Here is a 13,655-nt window from a genome sequence, read left to right on the forward strand (position 1 = left end):
CCCCCCCCCCGCGGGGGGGGCCAAAACACCCCCCCCCCCCACCTCCCCCCCCCCCCCCCCCCCTCGGGGGGGGTTTAAACCCCCCCCCCGGCCCGCCCCCCCCCCCCCGGGCCCTCACTCCACCATGGCGCAGGACAGCCCGGATTGCGACGTGATCGTCGCGGATGCGCGCTGGCATGGCGCCGTTCCGGGAATCGCGGCCCTGGTGCGCCGCACCGCGCGTGCCGCCTGGGCCGGCGAAGAGCCGGCGCCGGTCACGATCGCGCTGGATTGCGACCGCACGATCCGCCGGCTGAACGCGCGCCATCGCGACCGCAACAAGCCCACGAACGTCCTGACCTTCGATTACCCCGACGGCATACCGGGCGGCGACATCATGATCGCGCTCGAAACCGTCCGGCGCGAGGCGCAGGCGGCCGGACGGCCGATCCGGCATCACCTGATGCATCTGGTCGTTCATGGCATCCTGCACCTGCGCGGCCACGACCATCACCAGGCCGGCGAGGCACGGCGGATGGAAATGGAGGAGGCCCGCATCCTGGGCCGCCTGTCCGTCCCCAATCCATGGAAATTCCGCCCCGGCGCGCCCTCGGGCCGCATGGAGGACGCGCAGTGAACCGCCCCTTGCCCGAGCCCGCGTCGCCCGAGGGCGCGCCGAGCCGGGGTGACGATGCCCATGCGCCGCGTCCACGCGGCCGGGGCCTGCTCTCGCTGTTCAGCCGCCGGCGCGGCGAACATGGGCTGCGCCATTCCATCGCCGCCCTGGTGCAGGAAGCCAACGAGGCCGAAGGCGACGGGACCGATGCCAATTCGGAGCTCGACCGCCAGGAACGCGCGCTGATCGCGAACGTCCTGCGGCTGCGCGGCATCACCGCCGACGACGTGATGATTCCGCGCGCCGATATCGTCGCCATGTCGGTATCGCTGAGCCAGGACGAGGCCCTGGCCCTGATGCGCCGCGAGAACCATTCGCGCATGCCGGTCTATCGCGAGCAACTCGACGACATCGTGGGCATGATCCATGTGAAGGACCTGATCGCCTATGCCGGCACCAGCGAAGCCTTCAACGTGGAGACGCTGCTGCGCCAGCCCCTGATGGTGGCCCCGCAGATGCCGGTGCTGGACCTGCTGTTGCAGATGCGCCAGCGCCACCTCCATCTGGCGCTGGTCATCGACGAATATGGCGGCATCGACGGGCTGGTGACGATCGAGGATCTCGTGGAGACCATCGTCGGCGACATTTCCGACGAGCATGACGAACCGACGGCGGTCCTGATCCAGGAACGACCGGACGGCACGTTCGATGTCGATGCCCGCCTGCCGGTCGGGGAATTCGAGGCCCGGCTGGGCACGCTGCTGACCGAGGCCGAGCGGGAGGCCGAGATCGAGACGGTGGGCGGGCTGGTCTTCCGGCTGGCGGGCCATGTGCCGGCACGCGGCGAGGTGCTGACCCATGACAGCGGGCTGGTCTTCCGCGTGCTCGACGCGGATGCCCTGCATATCCGCAAGGTACGCGTGCGGCCACCGCCGGCACCGCCAGCCGCCTGACCGACTTGTCCGTCCTGACCCGCCTCTTCCCGCTGTGGGCCATCCTGGTCTCGGTCGCCGCCATCGGGCGGCCGGGGGCCTTCATGGTCCTGACGCCGGCGATCACGCCGCTGCTGGCCCTGGTGATGTTCACCATGGGCGTGACGCTGACGGTGGCGGATTTCCGGCGTATCGCCCGCCGCCCCGCGCCGGTCGTGGCGGGGATCGTGCTGCATTACGCCATCATGCCGCTGGCGGCATGGCTGATCGGGCGGCTGCTGGGCATGCCGCCGGCCCTGCGGGTCGGCATGATCCTGGTCGGCAGCGTGTCCAGCGGCACGGCATCGAATGTCATGATCTATCTGGCACGGGGCGACGTGGCCCTGTCGGTCAGCATCAGCACGCTCTCCACCCTGGTCGGGATCGTTGCCACGCCGCTGCTGACGCGGCTGTACGTGGCGGCCGACGTGCAGGTCGATGTGCTGGCCCTGCTGCGCAGCATCGTCATGCTGGTCGCGCTGCCGGTCGCGGCGGGGTTGGCCGTCAACATGCTGGCCCCCCGTCTGGTGCGCCGGGTGGAACCCGCCCTGCCGCTGGTGGCCATGATCGCCATCATGACGATCATCGGGGCCATCGTCGCCTCGGTGCGGCCGTCACTGGCGGCGGCGGGGCCGCTGGTCCTGCTCGGGGTGGTGCTGCATAACGGGATCGGCCTGCTGGGCGGCTATTGGGGCGGACGATTGGGGGGCGTGGTGAATGGGGCGTGCCGACGGGGGGCGAGGGTGGGCGGTTGGCAGAATGCGGGGCCCGCCGCCAGGGGGGGGGGGGTTTATTGGGGCCGGGGGGCGGCCCTGCCGGGGGCGCTGTTCTCGATCTGGCACAATATCTCGGGCTCGGCGCTCTCGGCCTGGTGGTCGGCCCGCCCGGTGCCCACGCCCCCCTCCACCGGATCGCCGGCATCTTGACGCCTGCCCGCTTTGCGGGCTCTGTCCCCCTTTTACCGTCCGCCCCCTTCAGCCTGTCGGAGACCGTTCAGCCATGCCCGTTACCCGCCGCACCCTGATCGCGACCGCGACCCCTGCCCTCCTGTTCGGACAGGCCCTGTCCATCCGCGCCGCACGGGCCGCCGCCGACTCGCGCATGGCCGTCCGCGCGGCCGGCAATCCGGCGGCCAAGGTGCATGTCGAGGAATGGTTTTCGCTGACCTGCACCCACTGCGCGCGCTTCGCAGCCGAAGTCTTCCCCAAGATCCGCAGCGATCTGATCGACACCGGCAAGGTCTATTACATCTTCCGCGATTTTCCGCTGGACCAGATCGCGCTGGCGGCGGCGATGATCGCCCGCACCCTGCCGCCGGAACGCTACGAGCCCTTCGTGCTGTCCCTGCTGGCCAGCCAGGACCGCTGGGCCTTCGCCCGCGACGTCAACCTGCAGGACGAATTGCAGAAAATGGCCGCGCTGGCCGGCATGCCCGCCGAAATGTTCCAGAAGACGCTGGCCGACGACACGTTGCGCCAGGCCATCATGGACGAGGAAAACCGCGCCCAGGCCGAATACAAGATCGAGGGCACCCCGACCTTCCGCTTCAACGACAAGGAGCAGGTCGGTCAGGAGATGACTTACGAAGACTTTGCCAAAAAGGTCGCCTCGCTGAGCTGATCAGGTCCCTTCTTCCATGGCTGCCCGTTTTGTCCGCCTGCGCATCGGCGGCTTCAAGAGCTTTGCCGACCCGGTTTCGGTCGATATTCTGCCCGGCCTGACCGGGATCGTCGGACCGAACGGCTGCGGCAAATCCAATGTGGTCGAGGCCCTGCGCTGGGCGATGGGCGAAAGCTCCGCGCGCTCCCTGCGCGGCGGCGAGATGGACGACCTGATCTTCGCCGGCACCGCCGCCCGTCCGGCGCGCAACCTGGCCGAGGTGACGCTGACGCTAGAAGGCACGGAGGGGATCGCCGCCCCTCCGCTGCACGATCAGGACGAATTGCAGATCACAAGGCGCGCCGAGCGCGGCTCCGGCAGCGATTATCGCGTCAACAGCAAGCCGATCCGCGCCCGCGACGTGCAGACCCTGTTCGCCGACCTGGCCTCGGGCGCGCGCTCGTCGGCCATGGTCAGCCAGGGCCGCGTCTCGGCCCTGGTCAATGCCCGGCCCGAGGAACGGCGGAGCATCCTGGAGGAAGCCGCCGGCATCACCGGCCTGCATGCCAGACGGCATGAGGCCGAACTGAAACTGCGCGCCACCGAAGGCAATCTCGCCCGTGCCGAGGATCTGCGCATCCAGTTGGAAGGCCATCTGGGCAGCCTGCGCGATCAGTCGCAGCAGGCGAAGCGCTATCGCGAGATTTCCAGCGCGCTCCGTGAATCCGAGACCACCCTTCTGGCCCTGCTGCATGCCCGCGCGCGTCTGGCGGTGGAGCGCGCCGGCCAGACGGCTCGGCAGGCCCGGCAGGCGCTGGTGCAGGCGGAGGAAGCCGCCGAAACCAGCGTGATCGCGGAATTCGAGGCCAATCGCGACCTGCCCGCGCTGCGCGCGCGCGCGGATGAGAGCCGCACGCTTCTGGAACGCCAGAAGATCCTGGCCGAAGGCATGGCCCGCGAGGAACAGCGCGCGACCGAGGCCGCGCAGGCCGCGACCGCGCGGCTGGGCCAGGCCGAAAGCGACCATCAGGCCGCCCAGGCGCGCGAGACCGACGCCGCCGAAAACGTCGCCCGCCTGCAAGCCGAGCAAACCGGCCTCTCCGGGCGCCTCGCCGCCCTGCCCGATGAGATGGCGCAGGCCGCACAGGCCCAGACCGATGCCACCGCCATGGTGCAGGCCCGCGAGCAGGCGCTGGAACAGGCCGGCGCCGAAGCCAATGCCGCCCAGGCCCAGGCAACGCAGGTCGCGGCCGCGCTCACCGAGGCGCAGGCCCGCCACGCGCGCCTCGAAGCCCAATATACCGCCCTGGCCGCCGAACTGGAAACCTTGCGCGGCACCCTGCCCGAAGCCTCGGTGCTGGAGGCCCAGGCCGCCGAACTGGCGGCCGCGACCACGCGGCTTGCGGAATCCCGCATCGCGCTGGAGCAGGCGGCGCAGGAACAGTCAGACGCCACGCTGGCGGCCAGCCTTGCACGCGGCCGGGCGGACGAAGCCCACCGACGCCATGACGCGGTCCGCCGGGCGCTGTCCCAGGCCACGGAGCGCGCCGAGGCCTTGCGGGCCGAACAGCAGGGCTTGCAGCGCCGGCATGACGAGGCCCATGGACAGCGGGTCGCCGCCGAACACCGGGATGCGTTGCGCGCCGGCCTCGCCGCGGCACAATCCACCCTCGATGCCGCCCGTGCCGCGCTGGAACAGGCGGAACTGGACCGTCAGGCGGCCACTGCCGGCCGGATCGACGCCTATGCCCGCCTTCAGGAGGGCACGAACCGGCGCACTACCACCCAGGCCGCCCTGCAATCGGCGGATACGGCGCATCAGCGCGCCGTCGCGCGGCTGCGTGCCCTGGCCGAAGATCTGGCACTTGCCCAGTCCGCCGCCATCGCGCCGGAACGGCTGACCGCCGCCAGAACGGCGCGCGAGGATGCGGAACAACGCCTCGCCGAGGCCGGCCAGGCATTGGAAGGGGCGGAAGCCGCCCTGGCCGACGCCGCCACCGACCGCGACGCCGCGACGCACCGCCTGAGCGACCTGAAGGCCGACCTTTCGCGCCTGAACGCGCAGGCCGAAGGTTTGACCCAGGCGCTGAAAACCGGACAGAGCGAGACGCATTTCCGGCCGGTCGTCGATGACATCACGGTGCCCGACGGGTTGGAGGCCGCCCTTGCCGCCGCCCTGACCGATGGGCTGGATGCCTCCGTCGCACCGGACGCGCCGCGCCTGTGGCACACCCTCTCGCCCCTGAGCACGTCACCGCTGCCGGGCGCGGGCACGGTTGCCCTGGCCACGCTGGTGACAGCCCCGCCAGCCATGGCCCGCGCCCTGGCCGCGATCGGCCTTCTGGAAGACGGGGCCGACGGCGCGGCCTTGCAGAACGACCTGCTGCCCGGCCAGAGCCTGGTGGCACGCGACGGTGCGTTATGGCGCTGGGATGGCTATCGCGTAGCGGCCGGCCAGCCCAGCCGGGCGGCGCTGCTGCTGCGACAGCGCAACCTCCTGCGCGAAACCGAAGCCGCGCGCCAGACCCGTCTGGCCGATCTTCCGACCGTCGAAGCCGCTGTGGCTGCTGCCGAGCACGCCCGATCGGCGGCGACCGCGTCGGTTGGCGCCGCCCGCACCGCCCGCGCGGCGATCGAAGCGACACTGCGTCAGGCCCGCACCGATGAAGCCGAAATCAGCCGGCTGGACGCCACCGCGCGCGCCCGGCTGGAGACGGTCCAGCCCCAGCACGATCAGGCGACGCAGACCCTTGCGGAGGCCGAAACCGCGCTGAGTGCCGCCCGGCAGGCAGCGGCCGACCTGCCGGATGCCGCCGAACTGGCCCGGCGGCATGAAGCCGCCCGCCAGCAGGAACAGGCCGCGCAGACCGCTGAGACAGCATGCCGCGACGCCCGCAAGCGCGCCGAAACCGCGCTGGAAGCCGCCAGGCGGGAGGACGACGCCACCGCCGCCCGCAATAACGAGGCCGAAGCGCGACTGGCGACGATCCTCCCCGAATTGCACCGCATTGCCCGTGAGGCCGAGCAGGCCGAGGCCGCCCGGCAGGAGGCCGAAGCCACTCTCGCGGCCCTGCCTCCCAGCGCCGAGACCGATTCCGCCCTGGCCGCCGCTGAAATCCGGGCTCGTGATGCCGCAGCGGCCCACGAGGCCGGGCGACAGCTTCAGCAGGAGGCCGAACGGGCGCTGGAACAGGCCCAGACCGCCCACGCGGCCCGACAGGCCACGCTGATCGAGACCCGCAGCGTGCTGGACGCGCAGGCGCCGCGCCTGGACGCCCTGCGCCAGGAACGGGACGAAGCGGCGGAACGGCTGGCCCGCATCACTGCCGAGCAGCAGGCCCTGCCCGACCTGGAGGCGATCGCAGCCCGCGTCCGCGAAGCACGCGAGGCCGTGGCCGCCGCCCGGCAGGCCGAGGACGAGGCCCGCCAGCATCGCGTCACCCTGGCCGGCGAGGACCAGACCATCCAGGCCCGCCTGACCGGCATTGCCGCCGCCCTGTCCGACTGGACCGCCCGTCAGGCCGCCGCCGCCGCCGAACTGCTCGGCACCACAACCCGCCTGGATGCCGCACGGTCGGACCATGCACGCCTGGCCGCCATGCCGGAAGAAGTCACCCGCACCCGCGAGAGCACACGCGCGGCGATGGACAAGGCCGAGGCCGACCACGCGGAAGCCGCCCGCCAGTTGGCCGAAGCCGAAGACGCTTTGGTGAACGCCCAGACCGCGCGGCGCGATGCCGAGGCCGCCCTGGCGGCCGGGCGTGAAGCCGTGCTGCGCGCCGAGGGCCGGCACGAGCAGGCCGAAGCCATCCTGGCCCAATTGCTGACCGAGACGCCGGAGCCACCCGGCATCGTTCCCCCCGACCTGACCGAAGCGGCGGAAACCAGCCTGCGCCGAAAGATCGCCCGCCTGACCCGCGAGCGCGAGGATATGGGGCCGGTCAATCTGCGCGCCGAACTGGAAGCCGACGAGGCCGAGACGCGGATCACGACCATCCAGCGCGAAAAGGACGAACTGGACACGGCCATCGCCCGGCTACGCGGCTCGATCGGCGCCCTGAACCGCGAGGGGCGCGAGCGCCTGCTGGCGGTGTTCACCGAAGTCGACAGGCATTTCCAATCGCTGTTCGCCCGCATGTTCAATGGCGGGCGGGCACATCTGGGCATGGTGGGAAGTGACGACCCGTTGCAGGCGGGGCTGGAAATCTATGCCCAGCCGCCGGGCAAGAAGCTGGCCACGCTGTCGCTGCTCTCGGGCGGCGAACAGGCCCTGACCGCCCTGTCGCTGATCTTCGCGGTATTCCGCTGCAATCCCGCGCCGATCTGCGTGCTGGACGAAGTCGACGCGCCGCTGGACGATGCCAATGTCGGGCGCTTCTGTGCCCTGCTGGCCGATATGGTTGCCGAAGCGGGCACGCGCTTCCTGGTCGTGACGCATCATCAACTGACCATGGCGCATATGGACCGGCTCTATGGGGTGACGATGCAGGAGCGCGGCGTCAGCCGTGTGCTGTCGGTCGATCTCGACCACGCGGCGAGCATGGTCGGCCACCCCAGGACCGACGCGGCGCACCAAGGCGAATAACACGAATATCTGCTTTAAAAACAAAACAGAAAAGAATGGTGTGACGGCATCACATCATCGCGCCGTGCTTTCCAAATAGCCCGCGACCCGCGAAGTCGTACCATAAATCTTTTAAAAACAGAAAGATATGACATGAAATGGAGACAATCCATTACATGCCATACCTTCGCGGCGACATGATCGCTGACGAATGATATCTTTTATAAACAAATATCTATCTGGTCATCTGCATTCCATCCGCGAACGCCGCGCCCCAGGGGTTGCCCTGGGAGCGCGGCCTGACGGATGTCAGCCCGGCAGCATCGTGCCGGTCTCGATGAAGCGCTGATGCCAGGACAGCGATTCCTTGAGCAGATGTGGGGATTGCTGGCCGTAGGAGCCTTCCCGCGCCCGCTTGTAGTAATCCTGGAGCATCGGACGATAGTCCGGATGCGCGCAGTTGCGGATGATCGTCTCGGCCCGCTGCTTGGGCGACAGGCCGCGCAGGTCGGCCAGGCCCTGTTCAGTCACCAGCACCTGCGAATCCTGGGTGATGTGATCGACATGCGAGGCCATCGGCACGATCGCCGAAATCTTGCCACCCTTGGCGGTCGACGGCGTCATGAAGACCGAGATGTAGGCATTGCGCGCGAAATCGCCCGAACCGCCAATGCCGTTCTGGATGCGCGAGCCCATGACCTGGGTCGAATTGACGTTGCCGTAGATGTCGGACTCGATCAGCCCGTTCATCGCGATACAGCCCAGGCGACGGATCAGCTCGGGATGGTTGCTGACATCCTGCGGACGCAGAATGATCTTGGAGCGGAACTCGGCCATGCGGTCGTTCAGCGATTCCGCGGCTTCCGGGCTCAGGGAGAAGGCGGTCGCCGAGGCGACACGCATCTTGCCCGATTCCAGCATCCCCAGCATGCCGTCCTGAATCACCTCGGTAAAGGCGGTCAGGTCCTCGAACGGGCCGTCTTCCAGACTGCTCATCACGGCGTTAGCGACGTTGCCCACGCCCGACTGCAACGGCAGAAGCGATTGCGGCAGACGGCCCTTCGCCACTTCATGACGGAAGAACTCCATCAGATGCCCGGCAATAGCCTTGGCCGACGCATCGGGCGGCGAGAAGGGCGCGTTGCGGTCCGGTGCATGGGTTTCGACGATCGCGACGACCTTCGACGGGTCGACCTTCAGCGTGGCCTGGCCGATCCGGTCATCGGGGCGCAGCAGCGGAATGGCGACGCGGTGCGGCGGCAGGGCGGTACCGTACCAGATGTCGTGCATGCCCTCGAGCGCCGAGTGCTGCCAGCTATTGACCTCGATGATCACCTGGCGGGCGGATTCGACCCACGTCTTGTTGTTGCCGACCGACGACGACGGAACGATGGTGCCGTCTTCGCGAATCGCGACGGCCTCGATGACGGCCGTATCCATCTCGCCGAAGAAGCCCTGCCACGTCATCGGGGCTACGTGGCTCAGATGCATGTCGAGATATTCGGTCTCGCCGCTGTTGATGAGGCCGCGCAGGATCGGGTCCGAATTGTAGGGCATACGGAACGAGATGCCGTTCACCTTGGCCAGCGCGCCGTCCAGTTCCGGGCCGGTGGAGGCGCCGGTGAAGAGGCGGATGCGGAAATCGTTCCCCTTCGCCTTTTCCCCTTCGATGATCGCGGCCAGGGCCTGCGGAACGGCTTTCGGATAACCCGACCCGGTAAAGCCGCTCATGCCGACCATGCTGCCCGGACGGATATATTTGGCGGCCTCCTCGGCGGTGGTCACTTTTGCCCGGAAGGCGGCGTTCCGGATTCGGCTATGATCGATCATGGAACCTTTCCTCGTGTCTTTTCGTTATCTTGGTCTTGTACTGCGCGGGTCGGGCCGCCCCGATCCTGCCATGGAGACAGGTTACCGTATCGGATACCAGGCCGGCCGACACGCCATCTGTTCTCTTTCCTGGCAGACCCGTCACAACAAAAGAGTGTTATCCTTGAGCATGTGCCCCGTGACCGACCCGGAAAACGATCATGAGCGGCTGGTGCGGCTGGCGTTGACCCGCGTGCCGTCCCGCCTGCGCGGGGCGATCGACTGGCTGCGGGTTCCATCGCGCCGCCCGGCACGGTTTCTGGCGAGTCTGCTGCTGATCCTGGGGGGATTGCTGTCCTTTCTGCCGATCCTGGGCCTGTGGATGCTCCCGCTCGGACTGATCCTGCTGGCCGAGGACGTGGCGCTGCTGCGCCGTGGCGTGGACGCCCTCATCCTCAGGATCGAACGCCGTTATCCCGGCTGGCTGGCGGCATCCAGGTAAAAACGACTACCTGCCATGCGCGCGCCCACATTCTGGCGCATCGACGGCGGACACATGGCAAGATGACGACCGTGACCCCATATTCGACGAAAGGCCTATCACTCCCCTCATCGTGACCGAAGCCCCCATGCAGCCGAATCACACGCCCTCAACCGATGACACAGCCTGGACGCCACACCATCTCCCCACGCCGGGTTCGCTGCCGGCCGATGGAGCTGAATTCTGGCGCGACCTGCCGGCGCTGGAAGCGCTGATTGCCGGGCGCCCGATTCGGGTGGTCGGCGACGTGCATGGCGATCTGCGGGCGTTCGAACACGCGGTGGCGACCGACCGATTCGTCATCCAGCTCGGCGATCTGGTGGACCACGGACCCGATAGCGTCGGCACCTTCCGGCTGATGCAGCGCCTGCTGGATGACGGTCGCGGCCTGTTCATCCTGGGCAATCACGACCGCAAGCTGGCGCGCGCCCTGGCCGGCCACAAATTGCGGTTCGACGCCGCGCTGAGCGAGACTGTCCGCCAGTTCCAGGCACCGGATAACGACGATGTCCATCACCGGGCGGTGCAGGACATCGCGCAGGCGCCCCCGTGGATCGTGCTGGGCCGGCGGATTTTCGTGCATGGCGGCTTCCACTCCCGGATGCTTTCCGAACCTCCGCCGCCGGGCCTTGGAGACGTGACCCCGCTGCTGTCGCGCGCCTTGTTCGGTGAAACCACGAGCCGCACGCGCAAGGACGGCTACCCGGAACGCAGGCTGAACTGGGTCGACCATATTCCGCCCGGCTACACCGTCTATTGCGGGCATGACCGCCGGTCGACCGACGGCCGCCCATGGGTGCGCGACGGACGCGCCGGCGGCCGATCGGTCTTTACCGACACAGGTGCCGGAAAAGGCGGCCACCTGGCATGGATCGATCTGCCCGCCGAGGACTGAAACACGGTATAACCGCACGATCGACAGACAGGAGCATGTTGACGTGAACGATACCGTGGCCATCGACCAGACAAGTCAGGCGCCTGGCGCCCAGGAGATGCTTCTGGGGCTCCGCCAGAGCATCGACAATATCGATGCCGCGCTGATCTACATGCTGGCCGAGCGTTTCCGCCATACCCAGGCCGTGGGCGAACTGAAAGCGCGCCACAACATGCCTCCCGCCGATCCGGCCCGCGAGGCCCGGCAGGTCGCGCGGCTGCGCGAGCTGGCCGGGGCCGCGCGGCTGGACCCCGATTTTGCCGAGAAGTTCCTGGCCTTCATCATCAAGGAGGTCATCCGCCATCACGAAGCCATCGCGCGCAAATCCACCGGGCCCGGCGCCGTCTGATGGTCACCGCGTCAGACCCCGCCGCCATGGCTCCTCCCGCGCGGACGCTGGTACTGATGCGCCACGCGGAAGCCTTCCCCGGCCCCTATGGCGATCCCAGCCCATCCAGCGACCTCGGGCGCCCCCTGACCCCCGCCGGACGCCGCCAGGCGCACCAACGCGGAACACAACTGCGCGAGATCGGCTTCGTCCCGGAGCTGGCCGTGATCAGTCCGGCGATGCGTTCGGGCGAGACCTATGCGGCACTCGGGCCGTTTTCCACCACCGTCGCGCCGCAGGTTCGCCAGGAGGCCCGGCTCTATGAATGCGGCAGCGAAAGCATCCTGGAAATCCTTCAGGAAACGCCAGAAAATATCAATAATATCATTGTGATAGGGCACAATCCGGATTTGTATCAGCTGGTGATGGACCTGGCCGGACATGCCATCGACGACCCGGACAAGACGATCCTGATTCGGGGCTTTCCGGTCGCCTCCCTTGCCTGTTTCACGGTGCATGGCCCCTGGCATGCACTGGCACGCAAACAGGCCGTTCTGACCCGTGCGCTATGCAATTAAGGGGGTAAGCGCCCCCCTGCCGGCGGAGTTGCCACGATAGCCGTTTCGTCCTTATCTCGGCGCATGCCTGCATGAGGACACAGCGGCGGATCGATACGTCGCAAACTGTCACGCAGAGGACGGGTGTCCGCAGGTTGGGGATGAGAATGGCCGCTCGCACGGCGGCGAACGACCAAGAGGAGAGTTTGATGACCGAGCCAGAAAAAGTGGCCACCGTCTCGCTAGAGGGCAAAACAGCCAGTCTGCCGGTCCATTCCGGAACGCTGGGTCCCGACGTGCTGGACATCCGCAAGATCACCGCCGATCTGGGTGTCTTCACCTTCGACCCCGGCTACGGCGAAACCGCGTCGTGCACCAGCAAGATCACCTTCATCGACGGCGAGAAGGGCGTCCTGCTGCATCGGGGTTATCCGATCGCGCAGTTGGCCGAACAGGCCACCTTCACCGAGGTCGCCTACCTGCTGCTGAACGGTGAACTGCCGACCACCGCGGAGCATGATGCCTTCGTCGCGACCCTGAATTCGCACACGCTGCTGCACGAACAGATCCGCAATTTCTTCAATGGCTTCCGCCGCGATGCTCATCCGATGGCGATCCTGTGCGGCACGGTCGGCGCGCTGTCGGCCTTCTATCACGACGCCATCGACATCTCGAACGAGGCCAGCCGCAACCTGTCGGCCGTGCGCCTGATCGCCAAGCTGCCGACCATCGCCGCCTGGGCCTACAAATATACGCAGGGCGAAGCGTTCGTTTACCCGAGCAACAACCTGACCTACGCGGAAAATTTCCTCTCGATGATGTTCGCGCATCCGTCGGAGCCGTACAAGGTCAACCCGATCCTGGCGCGGGCAATGGACCGCATCCTGATCCTGCATGCGGACCACGAGCAGAATGCCTCGACCTCGACGGTCCGCATGGCGGGCTCGACGGGCGCCAATCCGTTCGCCTGCGTCGCCGCCGGCATCGCCGCCCTGTGGGGGCCCGCCCATGGCGGCGCGAACGAGGCGGTGCTGAAGATGCTGGCCAAGATCGGCAGCAAGGACAACATCCCCGAGTTCATCGCCCAGGTGAAGGACAAGAACAGCGGCGTGCGCCTTATGGGCTTCGGCCATCGCGTCTACAAGAACTTCGACCCGCGGGCGAAGATCATGCAGGCGACCTGCCACGAGGTTCTGGGCGAACTGGGGATCAAGGACGATCCGCTGCTGGACCTGGCGGTGGAACTGGAAAAGATCGCGATCAGCGACGAATATTTCGTCAAGCGCAGCCTGTATCCGAACGTCGATTTCTATTCGGGCATCATCCTGAAGGCCATGGGCATCCCCACCAGCATGTTCACCGTGCTGTTTGCCCTCGCCCGTACCACCGGCTGGATCAGCCAGTGGAAGGAAATGATCGAGGAGCCGGGTCAGCGTATCAGCCGTCCGCGCCAGCTCTATACCGGCTCGCCGGAACGCGACTTCGTACCGTTCGCCCAGCGCGGCTAAGGTCCGGCACCGATCCGTCCGGGTGGAACCCCCGGACGGATCGGCTGAGTCGCGCAAGCCCCTCAGGGCTCGGGAACGTTCCTTCCCCGCGCGATGCCCCGTCCGCATTACGCAAAAGCCCGGCGGCCGCTGGGCCGCCGGGCTTTTGCGTTACCCGCGCCTCAATGTGGCAAAACTGTCAGGGCCAGTCGCGCCCCGGGGTCGGCCCTTGGGCCTCCCGCCCCACCTGGTGGGGGATCCCTTCGGTGC

At 67.9% G+C, this 13,655-nt stretch carries 11 protein-coding genes; 10 read left to right on the plus strand and 1 reads right to left on the minus strand.

Annotation, left to right across the window (positions count from 1 at the left end):
- Positions 1-124: 124 nt before the first annotated feature.
- From ybeY to ABF821_RS08880, 5 genes are all read left to right on the plus strand, one after another.
- Positions 125-616: an rRNA maturation RNase YbeY gene (ybeY, locus tag ABF821_RS08860; RefSeq protein WP_182973062.1), complete on the plus strand. Its 492-nt coding sequence runs from the start codon at positions 125-127 to the stop codon at positions 614-616.
- Positions 613-1,548, plus strand: coding sequence for a hemolysin family protein (locus ABF821_RS08865; protein ID WP_415529745.1), 936 nt, complete (start codon positions 613-615; stop codon positions 1,546-1,548). Before ybeY ends, ABF821_RS08865 begins: the two co-directional genes overlap by 4 nt.
- A gap of 5 nt (positions 1,549-1,553) precedes the next feature.
- Positions 1,554-2,492 (plus strand): ketopantoate/pantoate/pantothenate transporter PanS, encoded by a 939-nt coding sequence (gene panS / locus ABF821_RS08870; protein ID WP_415529746.1) that lies wholly within the window; start codon positions 1,554-1,556, stop codon positions 2,490-2,492.
- Positions 2,493-2,565: 73 nt separating this feature from the next.
- Positions 2,566-3,186, plus strand: a complete 621-nt coding sequence (locus ABF821_RS08875) for a thioredoxin domain-containing protein (protein ID WP_415529747.1) — start codon at positions 2,566-2,568, stop codon at positions 3,184-3,186.
- Between the two features lie 16 nt (positions 3,187-3,202).
- Positions 3,203-7,750 carry an AAA family ATPase gene (locus tag ABF821_RS08880; protein WP_415529748.1) on the plus strand — a complete coding sequence of 1,516 codons (4,548 nt, stop codon included), beginning with the start codon at positions 3,203-3,205 and terminating at the stop codon, positions 7,748-7,750.
- A 288-nt stretch (positions 7,751-8,038) separates the two neighbouring features.
- Here the strand turns inward: ABF821_RS08880 and ABF821_RS08885 are convergent, their stop codons facing one another.
- Positions 8,039-9,559 carry an acetyl-CoA hydrolase/transferase family protein gene (locus tag ABF821_RS08885; protein ID WP_182973057.1) on the minus strand — a complete coding sequence of 507 codons (1,521 nt, stop codon included), beginning with the start codon at positions 9,557-9,559 and terminating at the stop codon, positions 8,039-8,041.
- A 169-nt stretch (positions 9,560-9,728) separates the two neighbouring features.
- Between ABF821_RS08885 and ABF821_RS08890 the strand changes: the two genes are divergently transcribed.
- The 5 genes from ABF821_RS08890 (at position 9,729) to gltA (ending at position 13,406) form a co-directional block, all read left to right on the plus strand.
- A complete protein-coding gene (locus ABF821_RS08890) occupies positions 9,729-10,040 on the plus strand; it encodes a hypothetical protein (protein ID WP_182973100.1) in 312 nt (103 codons plus the stop codon).
- A gap of 127 nt (positions 10,041-10,167) precedes the next feature.
- Complete coding sequence (locus tag ABF821_RS08895) at positions 10,168-10,974, plus strand: metallophosphoesterase (RefSeq protein WP_182973056.1); 807 nt, start codon at positions 10,168-10,170, stop codon at positions 10,972-10,974.
- A 43-nt stretch (positions 10,975-11,017) separates the two neighbouring features.
- The gene (locus ABF821_RS08900) at positions 11,018-11,362 is read left to right on the plus strand and encodes a chorismate mutase (protein ID WP_375272488.1); all 345 of its coding nucleotides are present in this window, start codon (positions 11,018-11,020) and stop codon (positions 11,360-11,362) included.
- The gene (locus ABF821_RS08905) at positions 11,362-11,919 is read left to right on the plus strand and encodes a SixA phosphatase family protein (protein ID WP_182973055.1); all 558 of its coding nucleotides are present in this window, start codon (positions 11,362-11,364) and stop codon (positions 11,917-11,919) included. The genes ABF821_RS08900 and ABF821_RS08905 overlap by 1 nt, the downstream gene beginning before the upstream one ends.
- A gap of 188 nt (positions 11,920-12,107) precedes the next feature.
- Positions 12,108-13,406 (plus strand): citrate synthase, encoded by a 1,299-nt coding sequence (gene gltA, locus ABF821_RS08910; RefSeq protein ID WP_182973054.1) that lies wholly within the window; start codon positions 12,108-12,110, stop codon positions 13,404-13,406.
- Positions 13,407-13,655 lie beyond the last annotated feature (249 nt).

Origin of the sequence: Gluconacetobacter sp. (assembly GCF_047721585.1) — a bacterium.
Taxonomy (GTDB): domain Bacteria; phylum Pseudomonadota; class Alphaproteobacteria; order Acetobacterales; family Acetobacteraceae; genus Gluconacetobacter; species Gluconacetobacter dulcium.